The organism is Sphingomonas paludis, assembly GCF_053502515.1.
Genome location: NZ_CP187558.1, coordinates 176620 through 202791, shown reverse-complemented (window position 1 = coordinate 202791; position 26172 = coordinate 176620). Strand labels below are relative to the sequence as shown.

Genomic DNA, 26172 nt, shown 5'->3' with positions numbered 1-26172 from the left:
AACGTGCCGCTCACGACGCTGCCTCGATTGACAGTTCGATTGCACCGGGAAGGGCGAGCGGCTGGTGCGTCGCCACCACGGCAATGCCGCCGCCCGCTCGGTGCCGCTCGATTAGGCTTTCCAGCCGGGCGACGGCGCGCGCGTCCAGGCCATTGGCCGGTTCGTCGAGCAGCCAGACCGGCGCGCCGCTCGCCACCACCCGCGCCAAAGCCGCCCGCCGCCGCTGTCCCGTGGACAACAGGCGAACGGGAATGCCCGCCAGATCGGCCATCCCGGTATCGTGCAGCGCATCCCCGGCACGTCGCTTTTCTTCGCCGCGTCCGTCCATCCCGCACCAGAAGCGCAGCGCCTCCGCCAGTGGCAGATCCTCGTCCATCGCCAGCGATTCGTTCATCATCGCGGCGTCGCCGTGCCGCTCGATGGAGCCGGCATAGGCCGGGAGCAGCCCGGCCAGCACGCGGATCAGGCTGGATTTGCCCGCGCCATTCGGCCCGGTGACGCGCAGCGCCTGACCCGGCGACAGGTCGAAGGCGACGCCCGTGAACAACAGTCGTCCGCCGCGCCGGCAGGCAAGGCCCGTGGCGGCAAGGCGGGCCGGGTCGCTCATTCGCCCGCCGCATCCTCCAGCGCGTGCATATCGTCGTCGGACAGTCCGAAATGATGGCCGACCTCGTGAATGACGACATGACGGATCAGGTTGCCCAGCGAGACGCCCGTTTCGCACCATTCGGCTAGCAGCGACTGGCGATACAGGTAAATGCGGTCGGGCATCGCGGCTGATTCCCATACCGATTTCTCGCCGATCGGACGGCCATGATACAGACCGGTCAGCTCGAACGGATCGGTCATGCCAAAGCCGGCCAGCGTTTCGTCATCGGCAAATTCATCGACGATCAGCACGACATCGGCCAGATGCGCGGCAAAGGGTTCCGGGATGGTGGCCAGCACCCGCCGCGCCATTGCCTCCATCTGTGCCGGGGTCGGGGCGATCCAGTCGCGGGCGGCTTGCTCGTCCATGGTTTTCGCCATAGGCCGGACGGGACGAGCGCGGCAAGCAGCGGGATGAATCGATGATCGAGGCGTTGAGCGAGGCGGAACGGACGGATGCGCTGGACGGCCTGCCCGACTGGGATTTCGACGAGGGCCGCGACGCCATCGTCCGCGAATTCACATTCGACGATTTCAGCCAGGCATTCGGGTTCATGACCCAAGTCGCGCTGCTCGCCGAAAAGGCGGATCATCACCCCGAATGGTCGAATGTCTACAACCGCGTCGAAATCCTGCTGACCACGCACGATGCCGGGGGGCTTTCCGCCCGCGACATCGACATGGCGCAGGCAATCGACCGGCTGGTGGAATAAATCGCCATGGCAGCCGCGGCGCGTAACCATCCGGCCGATGGCAGCGAACCCGCCGGCATGAGCGACGCGCGCCCGACCCGGTTGTACAAGCACCGCCTGCCCACGCGGATCTGGCACTGGATCAATGCGGTCACGATCTTCGTGATGCTGGGGTCGGGCCTGATGATCCTGAATGCCCATCCGATGCTCTATTGGGGCGATTACGGGGCCAATTTCGACCAGCCCTGGTTCCGTGTTTCCTGGGTGTTCGAGGGCGGGCGCGTGCCGGGATGGCTGACCATTCCGTCCACCTATAATCTGGCGCTGGCGCGGCGCTGGCATTTCACCTTTGCGCTGATCCTGGGCTTTGCGCTGCTGGGCTTCATGCTGTTCAGCCTGATCAACCGGCATTTCGCGCGCGACCTGCGCATCCGCGCGGCGGAAGTTGCGCCGTCGCATCTATTGCACGATGTGAAGGAGCATCTGGCGCTGCGCTTTCACGATTCCGCAAATCCGATCGCATTCAACGTGCTGCAAAAAATCGCCTATGCCAGCATCCTGTTCGGCGCCCTGCCGCTGATCATCTTTACCGGCCTCGCCATGTCGCCGGGCATGGTCAGCGCCTGGCCGTTCCTGAACGAGATTTTCGGGGGGCGACAATCGGCGCGGTCCATCCATTTCATCGCGGCGATGGCGATTGCCTTGTTCATCATCGTCCATCTGACGCTGGTCATCCTGGCCGGGCCGATCCGCGAGGTGCGGTCGATGATCACCGGATGGTGGCACGCACCGAAGGGAGGCCATTGATGAGCCGGTTGCTGCTGTCCCGCCGCCGGGCGCTGACCGGGCTGACGCTGGGTGCGGGCGGCCTGCTCACCGGATGCGACGCGCTGGGCGAGAATGAGGCGTTCCGCAAGTTCCTCTATCGCGGCGACGATTGGCACCGCGCCTTGCAGCGGTCGCTGGCGGCGAAGGACAGCCTGGCCCCGACCTTTCGGCTGGACGAACGATCGCCCGTGTTCCGGGTGAACGGCACCGCCAATCCGAACACCGCCGAATACAACGCGATGGTGGCGAACAATTTTGCCGATTGGCGGCTGGTTGTGGACGGGCTGGTCGCCAATCCGCTCAGCCTGTCGCTGCCCCAGCTTCGCCAGATGCCGCTCAGGACCCAGACCACGCTGCACAACTGTGTCGAGGGCTGGAGCGCGATCGGCACTTGGACGGGGCCGCAACTCGGCCTGATCCTCAATGCCGCGAAGCTCGCGCCCTCGGCCCGGTTCATCGTGTTTCACTGCGCGGATAATTATCGCGGCGGGGCATGGCGCTATTATGAATCGGTCGACCTGATCGACGCATTCCATCCGCAGACGATCCTGGCCGTCGCGCTCAATGGCAATGCCCTGTCCGTCGGGCATGGCGCGCCGGTGCGGCTGCGTGCCGAGCGGCATCTGGGGTACAAGCAGGCCAAGTTCGTCATGCGGGTGGAGGCGGTCGCCAGCCTGGATCAGGTCTATCGCGGCAAGGGCGGCTTCTGGGAAGATGCGGCCGGATATGAATGGTATGCCGCGCTCTGACATGAAATTGCCGCACTGCGGCGCAATCTAGCGCGCCATGGCCCTGATCGATCTGTTCCTGTCGCGCGCGGTCAAACGCGGTGTCCTTACCCTGATCAAGCCGGACGGCAGCACCACCGTTTTCGGCGCCGCGGATCCCGCCTTTCGCCCGGTCACCATGCGCTTTGCCGACGACCGCGTGGCGCGGCAGATCGCCGCCGACCCCAGCCTGGGCGCGGCAGAGGCGTGGATGGACGGCCGCCTGACCATCGAGGGCGACGACCTGATGGGCCTGCTCGACCTGATCACCGGCAACAGCCGGTGGGAGGAGAGCAAGACGACGCTGCTGGCCGGGCGGGTGGCGCGGGCGCGTGACCGGCTGATCCAGAGCGTCAAGCGCCACAACGCGGCACAGGTGTCGAAACGGAACGTCGCGCATCATTACGACCTGTCGGCGCGGCTCTACGACCTGTTCCTCGATGCCGACCGGCAATATTCGATGGCCTATTTCACCGATCCGGCGAACAGCCTGGAACAGGCGCAGGCCGACAAGAAGGCGCATATCGTCGCCAAGCTGGCGATAGAGCCGGGGATGCGCGTGCTGGATATCGGCTGCGGCTGGGGCGGCATGGCGCTGTATATCCATGCCAAGACCGGCGCGACGGTACATGGCATCACGCTGAGCGAGGAACAGCTGAAGATCGCGCGCGAGCGGGCGGCGGCGGCGGGCGTGGCGGACAAGGTGACGTTCGAGCTGATCGATTACCGCGCGGTGACCGGCACGTTCGACCGGATCGTCTCGGTCGGCATGTTCGAACATGTCGGTACGCCGCAATATCGGACCTTCATGGCCAAATGCCGCGCGTTGATGCCGGAGCATGGCGTAATGCTGCTCCACACGATCGGCCGCGCGGGCGGGCCGGGCGTGACCGACCATTTCACCGCGAAATACATCTTTCCCGGCGGCTATATTCCTGCCCTGTCCGAAATCCTGCGCGCGAACGAGGGGAACAAGATGTTCGTGACGGATGTCGAGGTGCTGCGGCTGCATTATGCCTATACGCTGCAGCACTGGTACGACCGGGCGGTGGCGGCGAAGGACCGGATCGTCGCGCTGTATGACGAGCGGTTCTACCGCATGTGGCTCTATTATCTGGCGGGCAGTTGCGTCAGTTTCCGGCACGGCGGGCTGGTCAATTATCAGGTCCAGTTCGCCCGCTCGCGCGAGGCGCTGCCGATCACGCGGGATTACATGGCCGAAGCCGAGGCGGCGCTGCGCGGGTAGCTTGCGAACCAATCAACGACCGCTTTTGGCCAAACGGGTGGAGGGCCGAAATTGGGTGGTTTCCTCCAGCTAGCTCTTCACCCTAAATGGATGCTCACGATTGCATTCGATAAAGGCTGCAACCTCGCGAAGTCGCTCCGGATAAGGCTCGACGTCTCTCCAGCCCGTATGCGGGATAAACCTGAAACCAGCTCCCCACAGCAGCTCAACCTTCTTCCATTGCTCAATGTCGGACTTCTTGGGCGCCTTAAACGCTCGCCCCATCCAATGCAGAGCCCCGCCGCACTGGGGACATGTGGCCGTGCTTTCCTCTGCAATCTTCCATGATTTTCGGCAATCGAAGCACGCGTGCGCGACCAAGTAATCTGGCCCGCGAGGACGGACAGCAGTTTCGGGTCCGGGGATCGCTCGATTCCCCACCGATTTGCGGATTTCCATACGCTCTGATTTCGAGGGGGCTTGCACCATTCGGAGCCAATTACAGCATTTTACAGATGACCGGAATGGGGCGAAAGCCGGCAGGCCGCTTTACATGAGCCTGCGGCCTAGTCGGCAACTTCGCCCTCGGCCGGTGTGTCATAGCAGGTGCGAACGATCGCTTCGAGCACGCCTGCGTCCACGTCCGACAGCTTCTTGATGTAAAGACAGCCCTTGCCGGTCTTGTGCTTGCCCAGCCGGGTCAGCGCGTCGGCCTGTTCGGGTCGCCCGGCACCGACATAGAAGACCAGCTCCGCCTTGCGCGGGGAAAAGCCCACGCGGCACATCTCTCCCTCTCGCCCGCTGGCATAGCGATAGCGGTATCGTCCGAAGCCGATGATCGACGGTCCCCACATGACGGGCGGCTGGCCCGTCGCCTGTTGCATCAGGTCCGTCGCGGCAATCGCGTCCGCGCGGCGGGCGGCATCGGGCACCGACTCCAGAAATGCTGTAACGGCTGCGTCGGTCGCCACGGTCTTGTTCGCGCTCATCGCATCTCCCCCCTCGCGGCAAGGCTGCGCCCGTTCGGCGAGTCGCTGCAAGCCCTTAGCTTGCGCGGGCGGGCAATGGGTCATAAGGCGCGCGGCGATTCCTCATGCCCTGCATTCATCGGAGCCGCGCCCATGTCCGACAAGATCAACCGCATCGTCCTGGCCTTTTCCGGCGGTCTGGACACCAGCGTGATCCTGAAATGGCTGCAGCAGACCTATAACTGCGAAGTCGTCACCTTCACCGCCGATCTGGGCCAGGGCGAGGAGCTTGGCCCGGCGCGCGCCAAGGCCGAGCTGATGGGGGTGAAGCCCGAACACATCTATATCGACGATCTGCGCGAGGAATTCGTCCGCGATTTCGTCTTTCCCATGATGCGCGCCAATGCGCTCTATGAGGGGCAGTATCTGCTCGGCACGTCGATCGCGCGGCCGCTGATTTCCAAGCGGCTGATCGAGATTGCAGCAGAGGTCGGCGCGGACGCCGTCAGCCACGGCGCGACGGGCAAGGGCAATGACCAGGTGCGGTTCGAGCTGTCCGCCTATGCGCTCAACCCGGACATCAAGGTGATCGCGCCGTGGCGCGAATGGGACCTGACCAGCCGCACCGCGCTGATCGCCTTTGCCGAAGCGCACCAGATTCCGGTGCCCAAGGACAAGCGCGGCGAAAGCCCGTTTTCGACCGATGCCAACCTGCTCCACACCTCGTCCGAGGGGAAGGTGCTGGAGGATCCGTGGGACGAGGTGCCGGACTATGTCTATTCGCGCACCGTCGATCCGGAGGATGCGCCCGACACGCCCGAATATATCACCATCGATTTCGAGCGGGGCGACGGCGTTGCCCTGAACGGTCAGGCGATGTCGCCGGCCACGCTGCTGACCGCGCTGAACGAACTGGGCCGCAAGCATGGAATCGGTCGGCTCGATCTGGTGGAAAACCGGTTCGTCGGCATGAAGTCGCGCGGCATGTACGAAACGCCGGGCGGCACCATCTATCACCTCGCCCATCGCGGCATCGAGCAGATCACGCTCGATCGCGGTGCCGCGCATCTGAAGGACGAACTGGCCCCGCGCTATGCCGAGCTGATCTATAACGGCTTCTGGTTCGCGCCGGAGCGCGAGATGCTGCAGGCGGCGATCGATTACAGCCAGGAAAAGGTGGCCGGCACGGTCCGCCTGAAGCTCTACAAGGGCAATGCCTATGTCGTCGGGCGCAAGTCGCCCCATTCACTGTATAGCGAGCGGATGGTGACGTTCGAGGACGATCAGGGGGCCTATGACCAGCGCGACGCGGCGGGCTTCATCAAGCTGAATGCGCTGCGCCTTCGGTTGCTGGGTCGCCGGGACCGCTGAACCCGGTCGCGTGGCGGAAATGCCACAATGATGGCCGAAAGACCATGGTTTTCGGCGGACTTCGGCCATTCATCACTCTGTCATTTTCCCGTTTCGAAACTGAAACGGAACTGGCATCAAGCTGCAATGCAGCAACTCTAGCGGCGCTTCACGAAGGCCACCGATTCACGGTCGGCCCGGGGGAAATTCACCATGCGCCGCATTGTTGCCAGCCTGCTCGTCACGAGCGCGCTTATCCTGCCCTTGTCCACTGCCCTGGCTCAGCCGATGGCCGACGAGCCGGCTCCGTCCGAAACGATGGAAGAAGAGGGCGATATCGTGGTGCTGGGCCGCGGCGACACCCGCCAAGTTCAGGAACTGGACAATGAAGACATCACGATCCTGTCGCCCGGTACCAGCCCGCTGAAAGCCATTGCCCGCCTCCCCGGCGTCAATTTCCAGTCGGCGGACGCGTTCGGCGCCTATGAATGGTCGCAGCGCGTGTCGATCCGCGGCTTCAACCAGAACCAGATCGGCTTCACGCTGGACGGCATTCCGCTTGGCGACGGCAGCTATGGCAACACCAACGGCCTGCACATCAGCCGCGCGATCATCGCCGACAACATCGCCCTGACCCGGGTCAGCCAGGGTGCGGGGTCGATCGGGACGCAGGCGACCAACAATCTGGGCGGCACGATCGAGTTCTTCTCCGACGACCCCACCAGCGAGCGTGGCGTGCGTGCCGCCACCACCTATGGCGACGAAAACACCTACCGCGTCTTCGCCCGGCTCGACACCGGCGACATCGGCGGGTCGGGAATCGCCTTTTATGGCAGCTATGCGCGACTGGATACCGACAAGTGGAAGGGGTTCGGTTCGCAGCGGCAGGACCAGTTTTCGGGCAAGCTGGTCGCCCCGCTGTTCGGCGACCTGCGCGCGGTCGGAACGCTAAGCTATTCGGCGCGGCGCGAAAACGACTATCAGGACATGTCGCTGGACATGATCCGACGGCTGGGGTCGAACTGGGACAATATCTCGGACGATTATGAACTGGCGGTACTGGTTGCCGATATCGGCGCGAACACCGGCTATACCGGCGCTGCGCCGACCAATCCGGCAGCCGGCACGGCCTATCCTGCGCCGTTCGCCAATCCCGACGACGCCTATTTCGACGCAGCCGGCCTGCGCGACGATCTGCTTGCTTCGTTCGGCCTGGAAACCAGCGACGCCGCGCCCATCCGGGTCAGCGTCAAGGGCTATCTGCACGACAACAAGGGGCAGGGCATCTGGTTCACCCCCTATGTCGCCACGCCCGGCGGCATACCGATTTCGATCCGCACGACCGAATATGACATTGATCGCAAGGGCGTGTTCGGATCGATCGGCGGCACGATCGGCGGGGTGTACGACCTGACGGTCGGCGGCTGGTACGAAAAGAACGATTTCCGCCAGGCCCGCCGCTTCTACGGCCTCGCAAGCCGCAACCGTCCGGGCCGGGACAGCCTGTCGTTCCAGGCGAATCCGTTCTTCACCCAGTGGGATTACAATTACGACACCGAAACCCTGCAGTATTTCGTCCAGAACAAGCTGAGCTTCGGTGCCGTCACCGTCAATCTGGGATGGAAGGGGTACAAGGTCGAAAACAGCGCCGATCCGATCGTCGCCGGTGCACTGGCCAGCGGCGCGTTCGAGGTGAAGGACTGGTTCCAGCCGCATGGCGGGGTCAGCATCGCCCTGTCCGACGATCTGGAAGTGTTCGGCGGTTTCACGCAGGTGACGCGCGCCTTCACTTCGTCGGCGACAAGCGGGCCGTTCGCAACCACGCCTGCCGGTTTCGCGGCGCTGGGCGACCTGAAGCCGGAACAGTCGGACACGTTCGAGCTTGGCGGGCGCTTCCGCTCGGCTGCCTTTTCCGGATCGGTGGGTGCCTATTACGTCAACTTCCGGGATCGGCTGATCGCTTTTGCCAACGGCGCCGGCATCGTCGGCAATCCGGCCATCCTGCGCAATGTGGGCGACGTCCGGTCGCTGGGTATCGAGGCGACGGGCGAATATCGCCTGGGCGGCGGGCTGAGCATCCAGGGCAGCTATGCCTATAACGAATCGACCTATCGGGACGATGTGGTCAACGCCGCCGGTGCCGTGGTCGCCGCGACGGAAGGGCGCACCGTGGTCGATGCCCCCCGCCACATCGCCAGCGCCGAAATCGTCTATTCCGGCGACATCTTCTTCGGCCGGCTGGGCGGCAACTATATGAGCAAGCGCTACTTCACCTATGAGAACGACCAGTCGGTCGATGGCCGTCTGATCGCCGATGCCACGCTGGGTGCACGGGTCGAGGTGGCAGCCGGCCGTCAGGTCGAGCTGCAGCTGAATGCCACCAACCTGTTTGACGAGGATTATGTCGCGACGATCGGGTCGAACGGCTTCGGCAATCGCGGCGACAACCAGACGCTGCTGATCGGCGCGCCGCGTCAGGTGTTCGTGACGCTCAAGACCGGGTTCTGACCCACGCCGGACGGGGGAGGCGCCCATGGTGCCTCCCCTTGACGCGCCAGCGCCGCTCGGCAAGGGCCGCACCATGCGCTGGTCCGCCGTCATCCCTGTCTTCAACGAGGCAAATTATCTGCCCGCGACGCTCGCCTCGCTGATCGCGCAGGAGGAGCCCGTGCGGATCATCGTGGTTGACAACGGATCGACCGATGGCTGCATCGATGCTGCCCGCGAACAGGCGCGGATTGCCGGCGCCGACGTGCTGTTCCTGGACGAACCGACGCCGGGGCAGGTCCATGCGCTTCGCCGCGGGATCGATTCGGTGACGACCGAACTGGTCGCGGTCTGCGATGCGGACACCGTCTATCCGCCGCACTATCTCCGCCGCGCAGGGACGCTGTTCGACGCGGGCGGGCCGGGCCGGGTGATGCTGGGCGCGTGGCTGAAACCGGACGACGGCGATCCGGATCACGCGACGCGAGCCCGTCGCCACCGGCTGACCGCCGCCGCCATCTGGCCGCGCCAGAACCATACCAGCGGCGCAGCCCAGCTGTTCCGCACGGAGGCGCTCCGTCGCGCCGGCGGATATGATCCCGCGCGCTGGCCCTATGTTCTGAAGGATCACGAGCTGGCCCACCGCGTGCTCAAGCTGGGCCGGCAGGCCTATGATGCCGACCTGTGGTGCATCAGTTCGTCTCGGCGCGACGACCGGCGCGGGGTTCGCTGGACGCTGTTCGAACGGCTGATGTACCATTTCACGCCGAACGCGGCGAAGGACTGGTTCTTCTACACCTTTCTTGCCGGGCGGTTCGCCGCGCGCGGTCAGCGCGATACGGTGCTTCGCCAACGCAACTGGGACCGCCAGGGATGACGGCGCCGGCGCCGCTGCTGACGGAACCCGATGCAGCCAGCGGCTGGTTCGACCGCTTGATCGCCAGGGGGCGGCCCTATGCCCGCCCGCTCCACTGGCTGTGGATGGCCGCGATCCTGGGCTATGTCGGCTGGAAGCTGACCGAACTCGGCTGGCGGGATATCCTGACCCGGTTGCCGACCAACCCGTTCTTCTACCTGATCTACGGGCTCAGCTTCATGCTGTTGCCGCTGACCGAACAGCGCATCTTCCAGATGATCTGGGGCAAAGCGGTGCCGCTGGCCGCGGTGCTGCGGAAACGGGCGCTGAATGCGGTCGTCATTGGCTATTCGGGCGATGCCTGGTTCTTCGTGTGGGCCAGCGCAACGCTCGGCATTCCGACGCGCCGGGCGATTGCCGGGTTGAAGGACAGCTCGATCCTGTCCGGCATGGGCGCGACGCTGACCACCATCCTTTTGGTCGCTGCGCTGGTCGGCCTGGGCCAGCAGGCGCTGGTGGAACGGATCGTCGGCGGCCAGACGGCGCTGTTCGTCGCGCTTGCCCTGGTCGCAGGGGCGGTGGCGGTGCTGGCCGTGCTGTTTCGCCGGGCGGTGTTCTGGATCGACGGGGCACGGGCGATCCGCATTTTCCTGATCCATCTGGGTCGGGCCTGGGGCGTGCTGGCGCTGCAGGTGCTGCAATGGTGGGTCGTGCTGCCGATGGTGCCGATGGAAACGTGGCTGTTGTTCGTGACCGCGCAGGCGGTGATCAACCAGCTGCCTTTGGTCCCCAATCGCGAGATCCTCTATCTTGCAGTCAGCCTTGAACTGGTGGGCGGTTCGGGGGTCGATGCAGCCACCTTGTCCGCGCTGATGGTCGCCACCGCGCTCATCAAGCAACTGGCCAATCTATTGACGCTTGCCATCACCGGTTTCGGGCGCAATGATGGTGTCATGGTCCGGGAACACACCGGGCAAGAGGCCGACCGGCCGACCTGAACTCCACGCAGATACGGGAACTATCCATGCGTACCATCAGCACCAGCATGACTGCCATGGCGATTGCGCTCGCCGTTCCGTTTGCCCCGTCCGCCGCCCATGCCCAGGCGACTGCCCAGGCTGCAAAGCCGGCTGCCGCGCCGCTCGGCGATCTGGTTCGTTCGATCGACATTCCCTATGAAGAATTCACCCTGCCCAACGGGCTGCGCGTGATCGTTCACGAAGATCGCAAGGCTCCCGTGGTCGCGGTCAGCATCTGGTACGATGTCGGGTCGAAGCACGAGCCGAAGGGCAAGACCGGCTTTGCCCATCTGTTCGAGCACCTGATGTTCAACGGGTCGGAAAACGCCCCCGGCGACTATTTCGAGCCGCTGCAGCAGATCGGCGCCACCGACCTGAACGGCACCACCTTTTTCGACCGCACCAACTATTTCCAGACCGTGCCCCGCCCGGCGCTGGACATGGCGCTATTCCTGGAAAGCGATCGCATGGGCTATCTGCTTGGTGCGGTGACCCAGCAGAAGCTGGATATCCAGCGCGGCGTCGTCCAGAACGAAAAGCGCCAGGGCGACAACAACCCCTATGGCTTGACCTTTTACGAGGTGCTGAAGGGCCTGTTCCCCGAAGGGCATCCCTATGCCCATTCGACGATCGGTTCGATGGCCGATCTGGACGCGGCCAGCCTGAGCGACGTGAAGCAGTGGTTCACCGACAATTACGGCCCGAACAATGCGGTCTTGGTGCTGGCCGGCGATGTGAACGCGGCCGAAGCGCGGCCGCTGGTCGAGAAATATTTCGGCGCGATCCAGCGCGGCGCGGAAACCCGGCTGCCCGAGGCGCCGGTCGTGACACTGAGCGAGCCGAAGCGGGTCGAGATGAAGGACCGGGTCGCAACCACGCGGATCAGCCGGTACTGGGCGATCCCCGGCCTGAACGATCCGGAATCGACGCTGTTGCAGATCGGCGGCAGCGTGCTCGGCGGCCTTGCCTCCTCGCGGCTAGACAATGTGCTGGTGCGTGACGACAAGCTGGCGGTCAGCGTCAGCGCGGGCGCCTCGCCCTTCGCCCAGGTCGGCTTCTTCTCCGTCAGCGCCGATGTGCGCCCGGGCGTCGATCCGGCTGCCGTCGAAAAGCGGATGGACGAGGTGGTGACCAAGCTGCTGGCCGAAGGGCCGACGGCGGACGAGGTGGCGCGCGTGGCCACCAGCACGGTGTCGGGCCGCCTGGCCGGGTTGGAGGCCGTGGGCGGTTTCGGCGGCAAGGCGGTGGCTCTGGCCGAGGGCGCGCTCTATTCCGACAACCCCGCCTATTACCGGGTCCAGCTGCAGCGGCTGGCGGCAGCGACCCCGGCCACGGTCAAGGCGGCGATGAACAAATGGGTCGGCAAGCCTGCGCTGACCATCGTGACGTCGCCCGGCGAGCGCCCCGCCTATGCCGAAGCGCAGACTGCCCAGAAGCCCGCCACCCCCGCAGCGGCGGACGAGCCGGTCAAGGGCACGCGCGGCGCATTGCCGGCGGTTGGCGAAGTGCGCGAGCTGGATTTCCCCAAGGTCGAGCGCGCGAAGCTGAGCAACGGCATCGAGCTGATCTATGCGCAGCGCTCCGCTCTGCCGATCACGCAGGTGGTCATGCAGTTCGATGCGGGTGCCGTCGCCGACCCGGCCGACAAGCTGGGGACGCAGGCGCTGATGCTGGCGGTGATGGACGAGGGCACCAAGACGCTGAACTCCGTCCAGCTGGCCGAGGCGCAGGAGCGGCTGGGCGCGCGGATCAGCACCAATGGCAGCGCCGATGCGACCGCCGTCTCGCTCTATACCCCCAGCGCCAATCTGGCCGGATCGGTGGCGCTGTTCGCCGATGTCGTGCGCAATCCGGCCTTTGCCCCGGCAGAGGTGGACCGGGTGCGCGCGCAGCAGCTGGCGCGGATCAAGCAGGAACTGTCCAGCCCCCAGGGCCTGGGCAATCGTGCATTGCCCAAGCTGCTCTATGGGGAGCAGTCCGCCTATGCCAAGCTGGCAGCGGCGACCGGCGATCCGGCGGTGGTCGCCAGCCTGCAGTCCGCCGATCTGGCGGCGTTCCATCAGGCATGGATGCGGCCGGAAAAGGCCAAGATCTATGTCGTCAGCGATCGTCCGCTGGCTGAGGTCCAGGCCGAATTGAACCGGGCAATGGCCAATTGGCAGGGCACGGGAACGGCCGGGGTGAAGGCGATCGGAACCGCGGTTCAGGCCAGCCCCCGCATCCTGCTGGTCGATCGGCCGCAATCGCCCCAGTCGCTGATCCTGGGCGGGCAGCTGACCCAGCTGGATCCCAAGTCCGAACTGTTGCCCGCCCTGACCGCGAACGAGGTGCTGGGCGGCACGTTCCTGTCGCGGCTGAACATGGACCTGCGCGAGGAAAAGAGCTGGTCCTACGGCGTGGGCGGCCGGTTCAACCGGCTGGACAGCGTCGTGACCTATGCGATCAGCGCGCCGGTGCAGGCGGACAAGACCGGCCCGGCTATCGAATCGATGAAGCGCGAGGTTCAGGAGTTCCTGACCACCAACGGCGTGCAGAAGGACGAGTTCGAACGGACGATCAACGGCCAGACGCGCGAATTGGCGGGCAATTTCGAGCGCGCCAGCCAAGTGCTGGGTGCCATGATCCAGAATGACGAGCTGGGCCGGCCGGACGATTATTATGCGACGATCGCGCAAAAATATCGCGCCCTGACCGCGGCTGAACTTGACGCTGCGGCACGCTCGACTTTGGACCCGAACAAGTTCGTCTGGGTCGTTGTCGGCGATGCCAAGGTGGTCAAGCCGCAGCTTGACTCGCTTGGCCTGCCGGTCGAGGTCAAGCCGATGGCCGAGTTGACCGCCCTGCCGCAGGGCAAGACGGCGGCCAGCCAGTAAAGGCAGAAAAAGGGAAGAGGATGTCATGGCAAACGTCGATGGAAGCTGGAAGACCGTAACCAAGTCGCCGATGGGCGATCAGGAAGCGACGCTGACCGTGGCCAGCAACGGCGACAGCTTTACCGGCACCTATTCGGGTGCATTGGGCACGACCGAGATCAAGGACGGCCGGGTAAATGGTGATACGCTGTCGTGGAAGGTCGACATCGTGGTGCCGATGCCGATGACGCTGGACTGCGAAGCGACCGTGAGCGGCGATACCATTGCCGGCACGGTCGGTGCCGGGGTGTTCGGCAGCTTTCCGATGAGCGGCACCCGCGCCTGATCCCAGGATCATGCGGGACGGGATTGCGGCCCGCCCCTCCGTTCGAGGAGGGGCGGGCCGTTTTCCTTTTGGTCGCCGGGCGTGCCGATCCGGCAACATGGTGACGAAGGCCGGTATAGTTTTGCGACATTTGCCGGTTAGGGCGACGGCACCCCCCCTTTTCCCAACACCGGAACCCCGATGCGATCCACCGCCCGCCTGACCCTGTTGTTGTTGGTATCCACGGCCCCTGCGGCAGTGTCGGCTCAGGTCGCGCCACCGACGCCCCCGACGGATGCCGGCGGAGCGCCCGTCGATCCGGGCGACGCGGGCGACGATGCCATCGTCGTCACCGGCCAGCGTCCACCGGGACAGGTGGCCAGCGACGTCGCGCCCGAACTTCGGCTTTCGCCCGCCGATATCCGTGCTTACGGCGTCAGCTCGATCACCGAATTGCTGGAGGAACTCACCCCGCAGACCCGGTCGGGCCGGGGGCGCGGCGGCGGCGGGCCGGTGGTGCTGCTGAACGGACGGCGGATCGGCGGTTTCGGCGAAATCCGGGACATTCCGACCGAAGCGATCCTGCGCGTCGATGTGCTGCCCGAAGAAGCGGCCCTTGCCTATGGCTACCGCGCCGACCAGCGCGTCGTGAATTTCGTGCTGCGGCCCCGGTTCAGGTCCTGGACGGGCGAGTTGGAAGGGCGGGTGCCGACGGAAAGCGGCACGAGCAATCTGGAAGCGGAACTGGGCACCCTGCGGCTGAACGATCGGGGGCGGGTGAACGTCGAGTTCGAGATCGAGCGCGACAGTCGCTTGACCGAGGCGGAGCGCGGGATCGTGCTGGCGGACGGCGACGTGCCGTTCGACCGCATCGGCAATGTCGGCCCCGGCGCGGGTCTGACCGAGGTCGATCCGGCGTTGAGCGGCCTGGCGGGCACGCCGGTGGCGGTCGCGGCGATCCCGACCGGACTGGGCGGTATTCCATCGCTGGAGGCGTTCCTTCCCGGTGCCAACGCACCCAACCGGACGGACCAGACGCCGTTCCGGACGCTGCGGCCCGAAACCACGCGATATTCGGGCAATGCAGTGCTCAACCGGACCCTGTTCGGCGACGTATCGACAACGGCCAGCCTGCGGGTGGAGGCGAGCGACAGCCTGTCGCTGCTCGGCCTGCCGACCGCGACCCTGACGCTGCCCGCTGCCAATCGATACTCCCCCTTTGCCGATGAGGTGCGCCTGTACCGCATTCTGCCCGGCGACCCGTTGATGCGGCAGGCCAACAGCCTGACGACCAGCGCAACCATCTCGATGAATGGCGACATTCCCGGTGGCTGGCGCTGGTCGGCCAATCTGAATGCCGACCGTACCCTGACCCGCACCATGACCGACCGGTCCGCCGATGCCGAAGCTCTGCAGGCCCAGATCCTGGCGGATGACGGATCGTTCAGCCCGTTCGGCCCGCTGGATGCGCTCGGGCCGTTCGGACGCAGCACAGAACAGGCGCGCAGCGAAAGCCGGTCGGCATCGGTCGACGGACTCGTCGCCGGGTCGCCCTTTACCCTGCCGGCGGGGCGCAGCAATCTGTCGGTACGGGTACGGGCGGCCGCGAACGGCTTTGCTGGGCGGTCGGAACGCGACGGTGTGGTGCGGCTGACGGAGCGGGGGCGCGACATCGCCAACATCCGCACCAGCCTGAGCCTGCCGATCGCGGACCAGTCGAACGGCGTGCTGCCGTTCCTGGGCGACCTGTCCGTCAATGGCGATGTGGAGGTGGAGCGACTTTCGGATGCGGGCACGCTGACCACGCTTGGCTATGGCTTGAACTGGACCCCTGTCCGCCCCGTGCGGTTGCTGCTGTCCGCGACGCATGAGGAAGGCGCGCCGAGCCAGGCGCAGTTCGGCGATCCGGTCATCACCACGCCCAATGTGACAGTGTTCGATTTCATCCGAGGCGAAACCGCGCTCGTCACCCGGATCGATGGCGGCAACGCCGCCCTTGTCCGCGACAATCGCGACGTGGTGAAGGCCGGGCTGACGCTGAAGCCCTGGTCGGACGAGGATCTGACGATCAGCGCCGATTATGTGTCGAGCGTCACGCGAAACCCGATCGCTGGCTTTCCGGCCGCGACCGCCGCGATCCAGGCGGCATTTCCGGATCGGTTCGTCCGCGATGACGAGGGGCGGTTGATCAGCATCGACAATCGCCCGATCAATTTCGAGCGCGAGGAGCGGGCGGAACTTCGCTGGGGCGTCAATTTTTCCAAGCGGATCACGTCGGATGCCCAGCGGCGGATCGAAGCGGCGCGCGCCGCGCGTCAGGCGGAGCGCGAGGCGGCGGAAGCATCCGGCCAGCCGCTGCCTGAACGGCCGCGCGGGCCGGGCGCAGGTCGCCCGGGCGGCGGCCCCGGCGGTGGTTTTGGGCGTTTCGGGGGCGGCGGCGGCCGACCGGATTTCAGCGGCCGGTTCCAGTTCAGCGCCTATCACACGCTGTATCTGGAGCAGTCGATCCTGATCCGCGACGGCCTCGCGCCGATCGATCTGCTGAACGGCGGGGCGACCGGCAATAATGGCGGCCAGCCGCGCCATGTCGTGGAGGTGCGTACCGGCTATTCGCGCGACGGCATCGGCGTGCGGCTGAACGCCGATTATCGCAGCGGCACCAGCGTCGACGGCGGCCCGACCGGGGGCAACCAGCTGGACTTTTCCGAACTGGCGACGGTCGATCTGCGGTTCTTTGCCGATCTGGGCGCTCAGCGATCCTGGGTCAGGGCCAATCCCTGGCTGCGCGGATCGCGGGTGACGCTGGGCATCAACAACCTGTTCAACACGCGCCAGCAGGTGACGGATGCGAACGGGATCGTGCCGCTCAATTATCAACCGGGCTATGTCGATGCGCTTGGCAGGAGCGTGCGGGTCAGCTTCAGGAAATTGCTGTTCTGACCCTTATTCGCCGAAATTGCCCCGGCGATAGAGCAAAGTAACCGCGACCCGGCGGTTACGCGGATCGGACGGGTTTTCGCGGATCAGCGGCTCGCGGTCGGCGACGCCTTCGATCCGCTCGAACGACGCTTCCTTGACGCCGCCGGCCAGCAACCGGCGACGCGTCGCCTCTGCCCGGCCCGATGACAGCATCCAGTTGTTCATCGCGCGCGGGTCGCCGAACGGCAGGCTGTCGGTATGGCCGCGGATCATGATGGGGTTGTCGACTTCTGCGATCGATCCGGCCACCAGCCCGATCAGGGTGGATGCATCGCCGGCAAAGGCGGTCGTGCCCAGGTCGAACATCGAATAATCGGCATCGTCGATCAGGTCGATGCGCATCCCGTCCCGCGTCTTGACGAAGCGGACATGCTTGCCGAGCTTGGCCAGCTTCGGGTTCGCCTTGATCTGCGCTTCGACCCGCGACTTCATCCGCTGGAAATTCTTTTCGTCCTCGGCCGCCAGTGCCCGCTTGGCCTTCAGCGTGCCCTTGTCGCCCGATCCGACCTGAGCGCCGCCGGTCGAATCGATGGGGATCGTCATCGACCGGGTACCCGTCTGTCCCGCGCGATTGGGATAATTGTCGGGTTCGTTCAGCGCACTGCCACCCAGCAGGCCGTCGGAACCGGCGCTGTTCTGCTTCTTTTCAATGAGCGTCGGCGAGAAATAGTCGGCCAGCGCCTTGCGCTGCTTTTCATTGGTCGCGCCGAGCAGCCACATCAGCAGGAAGAACGCCATCATCGCCGTCACGAAATCGGCATAGGCGACCTTCCACGCGCCGCCATGATGGCCGCCATGGCCATCGGCGATGATTTTCTTGACGATGATGATCTTCGGCGGCTGGTTGTTGCCGTGCGGCGCGCGGGCGGCGGGCATTATGCGGCGCCTCTCGGCGCACGGCGGCGCCGGCCCGCTCCCCCGCCCGGCCACCCACAAGAGTAGCCTGGCTGGGTGGCCGGGCGGGGGAGCGGGCCGGAGCCGCTCATCGGCGTGAGCCGATCAACCATTAACGCCCCCGCAATCCGTCGAACACTTCGCCGAATCCCGGCTGGTTGGCGTGCGCGATGCCGCTGCGCGCGGCTTCGATCACCAGCGGCTGGGGATGGCCGTGGAGCGAGGCGATGATGATCTGCTTGACCACATGATAGATGGCGGCATCGGCGTCGATCACCTGTTGCAGCCGGGTCGCCAGCGGCCCGACGATGCCGTACGCGAGCAGCACGCCCAGGAACGTGCCGACCAGCGCCGATCCGATCATCGCGCCCAGGATGCTGGGCGGCTTGTCGATCGAACCCATGGTCTTCACCACGCCCAGCACGGCGGCGACGATTCCGAGTGCAGGCAGCGCATCGGCCAGGCCCTGCAGGGTGGTCTGCGGCCCCTGGACCTCGTGGTGGTGGGTCTTGATCGAATTGTCCATCACCTCCTCGACCGCATGGACATCCAGCGTGCCGGAGGAAACGACGACCAGCCGCAGCGTGTCTGCGATCAGGTTGATCAGCGTATGATCGGCGAGCAGACGCGGATATTCGGCAAAGATGGCGGAGGATTTCGGATCTTCGACATGCGGCTCAAGCGCGATCGGTCCCTCGGTCCGCAACAGCTTCATCAGTTTCGACACGAGGAAGATCGTGTCCAGATAATCCTGCTTCTTGTATTTCGGCCCCTTGAACACCTTCACCACGCCGCCGCCCAGCGCCTTCAGCTCCTTCATCGAATTGCCGATGATGAGCGCGCCCACCGCGGCACCGCCGATGATCAGCATCTCGTGCGGCAGGGCATGAAGCACCGGACCCAGCGCGCCGCCAGTGATGGCGAAGCCGCCGAACACCATGGCGATCAGCACGACAAGACCGATCAGCGGAAACATGGTCTGGCAAAACCCCCGGTTGAGAACAGCCCTTCGACACGAAGGACGGACAATTGGGTCCTGTTTGCACGAACAGGCACTGAAAAATGGTTACCAACGGACAAGGTAGGTGCGCGAAGGATCACCGTAGCTGATCGAACAGGCTGAGCTGGGACAGGCGGGTAAAGCTGGATTGCGTCGCCTGAAGGATCGTCAGTGTCTTTTGCAGCTCGGTGACCGTCTCGGTCACGTCGACATCCTCAATGGCCGAACGGGCAATCTCCCGGTCTGCCGCCTCCGCCGTGCGGCGCTCCGTTTCCAGGTCGACCCGGATCGCACGAGCGCCTACGGACGCCCGAACCCCGGACACATGATCCATCGCCGCCTGAATATCGTCGTTGGCGCTGCCGATGGCCGCCGAATCGCCGGCGCGCACCGCCGTCGAAAGGGTTGCGAGCGCCGCGAAGATATCGGTTCCGCCGGCGGGCATGAACACATCGGCACCGCTTTCGGTGGCCTGTACCTGGCGCTGATCGCCCACGGGCACGCTGACGGCCGCGCTGCCCGCATAATCGACCGAACCATCGGCGGAACGGATAAAGGCATCCCCCTCGCTCGCGCCGCCGAACAGTGGCTGGCCCCGGGAATCGCGGGTGTTGGCGATGCTGACCAGTTCGTCGCGGATTGTATCCAGTTCGATGGCGATCGCTGCACGGTCGCTGGTGGACAGGATGCCGCTATTAGCCTGGACGGCAAGTTCGCTCGCCCGTTGCAGCCGTGCATCGACATTGCCGAGCACGGTATCGGTCTGCGCCAGCAGCCCGCCGGCCAGCGCCAGATTGGCCGTGGTCGCCGTCGCGTCGGCTTCCTGCCGCTTGATCGTCGCCAGTCGCTGATACCCAGCCGCGTCGTCGGATGCGCTGACCAGCTTCTTGCCCGTCGCGATCTGCGTCTGCAGCTGGTCCGCCCGGTCGCTCATCCGCAGCATCAGCGCGGTCGACCGGTCATAGAAGGTGGCGGTGGCGATGGACATGGCGCTTACCGGATCTGGAGGATGGCATCGATGGTGTCGCGCGCCACCTGAATGACGCGGCTCGACGCCTGATAGGCCTGTTGAAAGCGGATCAGGTCCACGGCCTCGCGGTCCAGGTCCACACCCGATGCCTCGGACCGGGCGGCGACCGACTGGTCCTTGATCGACGCCTGGGCCTCGGCCACGGTCAGCCGCGCCGACAGTGCGGCGCCGTTGCGCGCCACCATCCCGGTTGCCTGGCCTTCATAGCCGGCTGTCGTGCGCAGTGCCGACAGCGCCAGCAGATTGGCGTTGTCGCGCGGGCCGCCCCCGACACCTGCGGCGGCAATGGCGCGTGGATTGACGATTGCGACCGCGAACTTGGCGGGATCGTCCGCATCGACCGCGAACAGCGGCTGGCCGGGATTGCCGTCCAGATCGCGCCCCTGGCCCTGAACCGCGTTCATATCGTCGGTGAAGCGGGCGGCAAGCTGGTTCAGTTCGGTGCGGGCATCGGCAATGCGGCCGGCCCCCTCGACGATGCCTGCCATCGAACCGGCCGCCGCCGGCAGGGCATAGGTGACGCCGGCATGGGACAGGGTGAACTGCGCCGCGCCGGTATCGCTGCGGTCGTACTGGACGCTGGCGACCCGGTCGCCGGTCACCAGCAGCGAACCGGCGCTGCCACCGACGCGCAGCGTCGCGCGGCCGAAATCGTCAGTCGAAACCGTCAGGTCGACCATCACCGACATCGCATCGATCAGCCGGTCGCGTTCGTCCAGCAGCTGCGCCTGACCGTTGCTGCCGGGCTGGGTCCGGCCAAGGGCGGCATTCACCCGGGCAAGCGCATGGGCGCTCGATTCCAGGTCTGCGGCCGCACCCTTGCCCGCCACATCGGCCTCGATCGCCAGGCGGTCGAGCGTATCGGCGGCGGCGGCAAAGGCGTCGGCGATGCTTGCCGCCTGTTCCAGCATGACGATTCGCGGCGCCGATGCGCTGGGATCGGCGGCGGCCTGGGTCGCGGCGTTGAAGAACTGGCCCATGCGTTCGGCGATCTGCGGACCGGCCAGCGCGGCATCCAGCCGTTCCAGCCAGACGATGCCCACTTCGGTGCGGGACAGGTCCGCCGTCGCCACCCGGACGTCGTTGTCGCGGAACATGTCGCCCATGCGCTGGACACCCAGCGACAGGACGCCGGCACCCCCGATGCCCTGCGCGCCGCCCACCTCGGTCAGGTTGGCCGTGCGGCGGACATAGCCGGCGGTACCCGTATTGGCGATGTTTTCGGACGTGGTGCCGAGCGCCGTCTGATAAGCGCGAACGCCGCTGGCGCCGATGTTCAGCAGGTCGGTCATGGCGTGGTGCCCTGGGTATCCGGTGCCGGTTCAGCCAGGGTCGGCTGGCTGCGGGCCAGAAAGTCGGTCATCGCCCGGCCGATGCCCAGCGGCGTCGATGTCGCCATCGTCTTGGCGAGCTGCTGGTCCTGCAGGTCGCGGAACTGGGTCATTGCCTCGCTGTCGAACAGCGGCTCGGCCAGCTTTGCCTTGCGCATCGAGGCCAGCATCATGCCGACGAACAGCGATTCGAACTGCTGTCCGGCCTTGTCCAGGTTGCCGCGCGACGCCAGGCGGCTGGTGTCGATCGACACGCCGCCCGACGAAACCGACGGGGTGGGGGTGGACAGCGGCGTCATTACAGGATCACCAGATCGGCCTTGAGCGCACCCGCTTCCTTCAGCGCCTGAAGGATGGCGACCAGGTCGCCGGGCGACGCGCCGATAGCGTTCACTGCCTTGACGATATCGGCCAGCTTCGGTCCGGCCTCCAGCAGGAACATCGGGCGGGCATCCTCGCTGATGCCCACCGAGCTTTGCTGTTCTACGGCGGTCTGGCCCTGGCTGAACGGCGCCGGCTGGCTGATGCGCGGTGCCTCGTCGACGCGCACGGTCATGTTGCCATGGCTGACCGCGACGGGCGAGACGCGCACTGCGGAATTGATCACGACGGTTCCGGTCCGCGCATTGATGATGACCTTTGCCGCTGCCTCCGCCGGCTCGACCGGTAGGTTTTCGATTTCGGAAATCATCATGGCGCGCACATCGGCCCCCGGCGGTGCGCTGACCGAGACGGAAATGGCGTCCATCGCAACGGCGCGTCCCTGGCCGAAGCGCAGGTTGATGACGTCGGCGACGCGCTGGGCGGTGGTGAAATCGGCGCGCGACAGGTTATAGGTCAGGGCGGGCGTGTCGGCAAAACCGGTGGACACCGTGCGTTCGACTGTCGCCCCTTCCGGAATGCGGCCCGACGACGGGATGTTGACGACGACGGACGATCCGTCCGCCCCCTCCGCGCCAAGGCCGGACACGGCCAGTGTGCCCTGCGCCATCGCATAGATCTGGCCATCGGCACCGATCAGGGGCGTCAGGATCAGGCTGCCGCCGCGCAGCGACTTCGCCTTGCCCATGGATGCGACGGTCACGTCGATCCGCTGGCCCGGCTTGGCAAAGGCGGGCAGGTCGGCGGTGATCAGCACAACGGCGGCGTTCTTCAGGCCCGGATTGATGCCCGGCGGCAATTGCAGGCCGAACCGGCTGGTCGCGGCCTTCACCGACTGGATCGTGTATTCCAGATTGTCGTCGCCCGTGCCCGGCAGGCCGACGACGATGCCGTATCCGGTCAGCTGGTTGGTGCGGATGCCCTGGAACTGGCCCAAATCCTTCACCCGCTCGGCTTGGGCGGGCAGGGCAAGGCCGATCAGGGCGACAAGAAGCAGGAGAATGCGCATGATTGGGCTCCGCATCAGAAGGGGCTGATGACCTGGAAGAAGCGGCTGAGCCACCCCTGGCGACTGGCGCGGGCGACGTCGCCCTTGCCGGTATAGGCGATGCGGGCATCGGCGACGCGGGTGGACAGGACGCGGTTGTTCGCATCCACGTCCGCGCGGCGGATCAGGCCCTTGATCTGGACGAACTCGTCGCCGCGATTGAGCGTCACCCGCTTTTCGCCTTGAACCAGCATCGTGCCGTTGGGATAGACATGGGTGACGGTGACGCTGATCTCGCCCGACAATGCGTTCGATTGTTCGGCCGACCCCTCGCCCTTGAACGCCCGGCGTCCGCCCAGCGTCGCGTCGGACTGGCTGAACAGTGCCAGCGCCCCGGTGGACGGCGGGATTAGCGACGTGCTGCCGTTGCTGTCGAGCTGGCTGCCCGACGACTTGGTGGCAGTGGTGCGTTCGACCAGCACGATGGTGACGGGATCGCCCACCGCTGCGGCGCGCGCGCCCTCGTGGAGCGCGGCATAGCCGTGATCGGGCTGAAAGATGCTGCCGTTCGCTACCACCGGCGGTGCCGGTGGCGTCGGCGATGGCAGGGCGGCGGTGAAGTCTTCCTTGGGCTTTTTCTTGCCGAAAATGCCTGCCTCTGCCTGAACCGGCAGGATCAGCGCGGCGCTGGCCAGGGCGATGATGAGCGTGCGCATCACGGCCTCAGATGTTCTGGTTGACATATTGCAGCATCTCGTCGGTGGCCGAGATCATCTTTGAATTGACCTCGTATGCGCGCTGCGTCTCGATCATGTTGACCAGTTCCTCGACCACGTTGACGTTCGATCCCTCCAGCATCCCCTGGCGGATCGTGCCCCGTCCAAGCTCGCCCGGCACGCCGACATTGGCGGGGCCGGAGGCGGCGGTCTCGATCAGGTAATTGTCGCCCCCGGCCTGAAGCCCGGCGGGATTGGCGAAGCTGGCGACCAGGATCTGGCCAAGCTGGCTGGATTCGGTCTGACCGGCGATCTGCGCCGATACGGTGCCGTCGCTGCCAATGGTGATCGAGGTCGCGCCCTCGGGCACGGTGATGCCGGGCATCACCTGATACCCCTCGCTGGTGACCAGCAGTCCCTCGGGCGAGCGGGCGAAATTGCCGGCGCGGCTATAGGAAAAGGTGCCGTCGGGCATCTGGATCTGGAAATAGCCCTGGCCGTCCAGCGCCATGTCGAGCGCGTTGCCGGTGGTGGCCAGCGACCCCTGCGTATCGATCCGGGCCGTGCCCTGGACGCGGACGCCGGTGCCCAGATTGAGGCCGGTTGCATATTGCGTCTGCTGGGTGCTGGCCGAACCGGCGGCGGTCACGACCTGATAGGCGAGCGTTTCGAACGCTGCGCGGTCGCGCTTGAACCCCGTCGTGTTGACGTTGGCCAGGTTGTTCGAAATGACGCGCATCCGCATGTCCTGGGCGTCCAGGCCCGTGCGGGCGATGTGCATTGCGGCGTTGCCCATGGTCTTGGCTCCTTACTGGATTCGCATCAGCGAGGCGGACTTCTCGTCCATTTCCTTCGCTTCCTTGACGAGATTGGCTTGCACTTCGTAGGCGCGCTGGTTCTCGATCATGTCGACCAGTGCCTGGGTCAGGTTAACGTTCGACTGCTCGAGGGATTGGGACATTACGCGGCCCTTCAGGTCGGCGGGCAGGATACCGCCGCCTTCGACATGCATCAGCCCGTCCAGGCCCTTGACCGTCTGCGACCCCTGATCGCTGACAAGTTTCAGCCGCCCGATCTCGACGGGCCGGCTGCCCTTTTCAGCGCCCAGCGGCACGACGGTGATCGACCCGTCATCAGCGATGGCGATATCTTCATAGGGCGGCACGGTGATCGGCCCCCCTTCGCCCAGCACCGGATGTCCTTCACCGGTTTCCAGCAGGCCGGTCTGCGACACACGCAGGTCGCCGCGCCGCGTATAGGCCTCGGTGCCGTCCTCGGCCTGCACCGCCAGCCAGCTGTCGCTGGCAACGGCGATGTCGAGGTCGCGGCCGGTGGAAAAGATCGCACCGGCCTTGCGGTCGATATCGGTGACTTCCTCCGCCGCCGGGCGCCGCGATTCGAGCTGGCCGCCGCCCTTCAGCATGGCCTGTTCGAACGACACCCGGTCGGCGCGAAAGCCGGTGGTGTTGGCATTGGCGATGTTGTTGGCGATCGTCGCCTGCGCGGCCATGCGGCTCTTCAAGCCGGAAAGCGCGGTGTAGATCAGACGGTCCATCGCTTATGCCCTCCCCACCCGGATCATCAGTTGATGTTGAAGATGGTCTGCGAAATCTGGCTGGCGGTATCGAGCGCCTTGGCATTCGCCTGGAAATTGCGCTGTGCCGCGATCAGACCGACCAGTTCCTCGGTGATGTCGACGTTCGATCCCTCGATCATGCCGGTCATCAGCGACCCGAAGCCGTTGCCGTTCGCCTCGCCCACACTGGGTTCGCCCGACAGGCCGGATGCCGCCCAATAGCTGTTGCCCATCTGGCGCAGGCCCGAGGGGTTGGCGAAATTGGCCAGCGCCACCTTGCCCAGCACTTCGCTCTCGCCGTTCGAGAAGCTGGCGCGGACAAAGCCGTCGGCATCGATGGTGACGCCTTCCAGCTGACCGACCGCGACACCGTCCTGGGTGCGCTGCGTCACGCTGAACGCGCTGGCCGACTGGCGGGTGGTGTCGGCGATGGTCAGGCTGATCGACTGTTCGCCGGCCGCCCCCGCCGGCGTGAAGGGGGCAAAGGCGGTCGGTCCAACCGGGGACACCAGGTCGCCGGTCGCGTCAAAGGTCAGCGTGACCGGGCCGGGTGCGCCGGGCGTCGTGCCGAGCGCGGTGTCGCCGACGAAGCTGTGGACGTTCCACGTGGTCGGGCTGGTCTTCACGAAATAGCTCGACATGGTCATCGGATTGCCCGCGGCGTCATAGACCGTCGTCTGGGTCGACTGGTTATAGGTTGCCGGGTCAAAGCGATCGAAGGTGCCGGCAGGCGTGCTGGACCCGCTGTTCAGCGTCACCCCCAGCGTCACCCCGCTGGTGGGCACCGGCGTCCCGCTGGTTTCCGGCAGGCGCAGGCTGACCGTCTGGTCCAGGCCGGTCGCGACGACCGTGCCCGATCCGTCGACCGGAAACACCTGCAGATGGCTGCCCTGCGCATCGACGACGAAGCGCTGTGCATCGACCAGGAAGCCGCCGTTCCGCGTGAAGTTGACCCGCTGGCCCGACAGGTCGGGCTTGACCGCGAAAAAGCCGTCGCCTGCGATGGCGATGTCGAGCGATGAGCCGGTCTGGCTGAGCGCGCCTTGCGCGAACTGCTGCTGGATCGCCTTGGTCACCGTGCCCGACCCGATCGCCTGATTGGGCGAAAGCGCCAGGCTGGATGCCATCACGTCCGCAAACTCCGCCCGGCTCTTCTTGAAGCCGTTGGTCGCCACATTCGACAGGTTGTGGGAAATGGTCGACATGTCGGTTTGCGCGGCCTTGAGGCCCGACAGCGAGGTATAGAAGGACATGGATAAG

23 protein-coding genes and 1 pseudogene are annotated in these 26172 nt (G+C 65.7%); 11 read left to right on the top strand and 13 right to left on the bottom strand.

Going from position 1 to position 26172, the window contains the following annotated elements; all coding sequences use genetic code 11:
• Window positions 1-10: 10 nt before the first annotated feature.
• Both ccmA and ACPVPU_RS00940 read right to left on the bottom strand, forming a co-directional pair.
• A complete protein-coding gene (gene ccmA, locus ACPVPU_RS00945; RefSeq protein ID WP_448659041.1) occupies window positions 11-607 on the bottom strand; it encodes a heme ABC exporter ATP-binding protein CcmA in 597 nt (198 codons plus the stop codon).
• On the bottom strand, window positions 604-1017 hold the full coding sequence (locus tag ACPVPU_RS00940) for a metallopeptidase family protein (RefSeq protein WP_448659040.1): 414 nt from the start codon (window positions 1015-1017) through the stop codon (window positions 604-606). The genes ccmA and ACPVPU_RS00940 overlap by 4 nt, the downstream gene beginning before the upstream one ends.
• Before the next feature lie 47 nt (window positions 1018-1064).
• Between ACPVPU_RS00940 and ACPVPU_RS00935 the strand changes: the two are divergent.
• The 4 genes and pseudogenes from ACPVPU_RS00935 to ACPVPU_RS00920 form a co-directional block, all read left to right on the top strand.
• A pseudogene (locus tag ACPVPU_RS00935) lies at window positions 1065-1361 on the top strand (4a-hydroxytetrahydrobiopterin dehydratase); the annotation flags it as partial.
• Between the two features lie 57 nt (window positions 1362-1418).
• Entirely contained in the window at window positions 1419-2147 is a 729-nt protein-coding gene (locus ACPVPU_RS00930) for a cytochrome b/b6 domain-containing protein (protein ID WP_448660566.1), read from the top strand.
• On the top strand, window positions 2147-2917 hold the full coding sequence (locus ACPVPU_RS00925) for a molybdopterin-dependent oxidoreductase (RefSeq protein WP_448659039.1): 771 nt from the start codon (window positions 2147-2149) through the stop codon (window positions 2915-2917). The genes ACPVPU_RS00930 and ACPVPU_RS00925 overlap by 1 nt, the downstream gene beginning before the upstream one ends.
• A 37-nt stretch (window positions 2918-2954) precedes the next feature.
• Window positions 2955-4181 carry a class I SAM-dependent methyltransferase gene (locus tag ACPVPU_RS00920; protein ID WP_448659038.1) on the top strand — a complete coding sequence of 409 codons (1227 nt, stop codon included), beginning with the start codon at window positions 2955-2957 and terminating at the stop codon, window positions 4179-4181.
• Between the two features lie 545 nt (window positions 4182-4726).
• Here the strand turns inward: ACPVPU_RS00920 and ACPVPU_RS00915 are convergent.
• Window positions 4727-5149: a DUF1801 domain-containing protein gene (locus ACPVPU_RS00915; RefSeq protein WP_448659037.1), complete on the bottom strand. Its 423-nt coding sequence runs from the start codon at window positions 5147-5149 to the stop codon at window positions 4727-4729.
• A 132-nt stretch (window positions 5150-5281) separates the two neighbouring features.
• Here ACPVPU_RS00915 and ACPVPU_RS00910 point away from each other — a divergent pair, with 132 nt between their 5' ends.
• The 7 genes from ACPVPU_RS00910 to ACPVPU_RS00880 all read left to right on the top strand — a co-directional run bounded on the left by ACPVPU_RS00910 (window position 5282) and on the right by ACPVPU_RS00880 (window position 16957).
• Window positions 5282-6499, top strand: coding sequence for an argininosuccinate synthase (locus tag ACPVPU_RS00910; RefSeq protein WP_448659036.1), 1218 nt, complete (start codon window positions 5282-5284; stop codon window positions 6497-6499).
• A 192-nt stretch (window positions 6500-6691) separates the two neighbouring features.
• On the top strand, window positions 6692-8986 hold the full coding sequence (locus ACPVPU_RS00905) for a TonB-dependent receptor (RefSeq protein ID WP_448659035.1): 2295 nt from the start codon (window positions 6692-6694) through the stop codon (window positions 8984-8986).
• Between the two features lie 25 nt (window positions 8987-9011).
• The gene (locus tag ACPVPU_RS00900) at window positions 9012-9842 is read left to right on the top strand and encodes a glycosyltransferase family 2 protein (RefSeq protein ID WP_448659034.1); all 831 of its coding nucleotides are present in this window, start codon (window positions 9012-9014) and stop codon (window positions 9840-9842) included.
• A complete protein-coding gene (locus tag ACPVPU_RS00895) occupies window positions 9839-10819 on the top strand; it encodes a hypothetical protein (RefSeq protein WP_448659033.1) in 981 nt (326 codons plus the stop codon). The genes ACPVPU_RS00900 and ACPVPU_RS00895 overlap by 4 nt, the downstream gene beginning before the upstream one ends.
• A gap of 26 nt (window positions 10820-10845) precedes the next feature.
• Window positions 10846-13713 (top strand): M16 family metallopeptidase, encoded by a 2868-nt coding sequence (locus ACPVPU_RS00890; RefSeq protein ID WP_448659032.1) that lies wholly within the window; start codon window positions 10846-10848, stop codon window positions 13711-13713.
• Between the two features lie 25 nt (window positions 13714-13738).
• On the top strand, window positions 13739-14038 hold the full coding sequence (locus tag ACPVPU_RS00885) for a hypothetical protein (RefSeq protein ID WP_448659031.1): 300 nt from the start codon (window positions 13739-13741) through the stop codon (window positions 14036-14038).
• Window positions 14039-14218: 180 nt separating this feature from the next.
• Window positions 14219-16957, top strand: coding sequence for a TonB-dependent receptor (locus tag ACPVPU_RS00880; protein WP_448659030.1), 2739 nt, complete (start codon window positions 14219-14221; stop codon window positions 16955-16957).
• A gap of 3 nt (window positions 16958-16960) precedes the next feature.
• On the opposite strand, the gene ACPVPU_RS00875 is transcribed toward ACPVPU_RS00880, so the two are convergent.
• The 10 genes from ACPVPU_RS00875 to ACPVPU_RS00830 all read right to left on the bottom strand — a co-directional run bounded on the left by ACPVPU_RS00875 (window position 16961) and on the right by ACPVPU_RS00830 (window position 26165).
• On the bottom strand, window positions 16961-17872 hold the full coding sequence (locus ACPVPU_RS00875) for a flagellar motor protein MotB (protein WP_448659029.1): 912 nt from the start codon (window positions 17870-17872) through the stop codon (window positions 16961-16963).
• 130 nt (window positions 17873-18002) lie between these two features.
• Window positions 18003-18866 (bottom strand): flagellar motor stator protein MotA, encoded by an 864-nt coding sequence (motA, locus tag ACPVPU_RS00870; protein WP_448659027.1) that lies wholly within the window; start codon window positions 18864-18866, stop codon window positions 18003-18005.
• A 121-nt stretch (window positions 18867-18987) separates the two neighbouring features.
• A complete protein-coding gene (gene flgL / locus ACPVPU_RS00865) occupies window positions 18988-19878 on the bottom strand; it encodes a flagellar hook-associated protein FlgL (protein ID WP_448659026.1) in 891 nt (296 codons plus the stop codon).
• A 5-nt stretch (window positions 19879-19883) separates the two neighbouring features.
• Entirely contained in the window at window positions 19884-21212 is a 1329-nt protein-coding gene (gene flgK, locus ACPVPU_RS00860; RefSeq protein ID WP_448659025.1) for a flagellar hook-associated protein FlgK, read from the bottom strand.
• Window positions 21209-21550, bottom strand: coding sequence for a rod-binding protein (locus ACPVPU_RS00855; RefSeq protein WP_448659024.1), 342 nt, complete (start codon window positions 21548-21550; stop codon window positions 21209-21211). Before ACPVPU_RS00855 ends, flgK begins: the two co-directional genes overlap by 4 nt.
• Complete coding sequence (locus ACPVPU_RS00850; RefSeq protein WP_448659023.1) at window positions 21550-22641, bottom strand: flagellar basal body P-ring protein FlgI; 1092 nt, start codon at window positions 22639-22641, stop codon at window positions 21550-21552. The genes ACPVPU_RS00855 and ACPVPU_RS00850 overlap by 1 nt, the downstream gene beginning before the upstream one ends.
• Before the next feature lie 14 nt (window positions 22642-22655).
• Entirely contained in the window at window positions 22656-23336 is a 681-nt protein-coding gene (locus ACPVPU_RS00845) for a flagellar basal body L-ring protein FlgH (RefSeq protein WP_448660565.1), read from the bottom strand.
• A gap of 7 nt (window positions 23337-23343) precedes the next feature.
• Window positions 23344-24132 (bottom strand): flagellar basal-body rod protein FlgG, encoded by a 789-nt coding sequence (flgG, locus tag ACPVPU_RS00840; RefSeq protein ID WP_448659022.1) that lies wholly within the window; start codon window positions 24130-24132, stop codon window positions 23344-23346.
• Between the two features lie 12 nt (window positions 24133-24144).
• On the bottom strand, window positions 24145-24891 hold the full coding sequence (gene flgF / locus ACPVPU_RS00835) for a flagellar basal-body rod protein FlgF (RefSeq protein ID WP_448659021.1): 747 nt from the start codon (window positions 24889-24891) through the stop codon (window positions 24145-24147).
• A gap of 26 nt (window positions 24892-24917) precedes the next feature.
• Window positions 24918-26165: a flagellar hook protein FlgE gene (locus tag ACPVPU_RS00830; RefSeq protein ID WP_448659020.1), complete on the bottom strand. Its 1248-nt coding sequence runs from the start codon at window positions 26163-26165 to the stop codon at window positions 24918-24920.
• Between the last annotated feature and the right edge of the window lie 7 nt (window positions 26166-26172).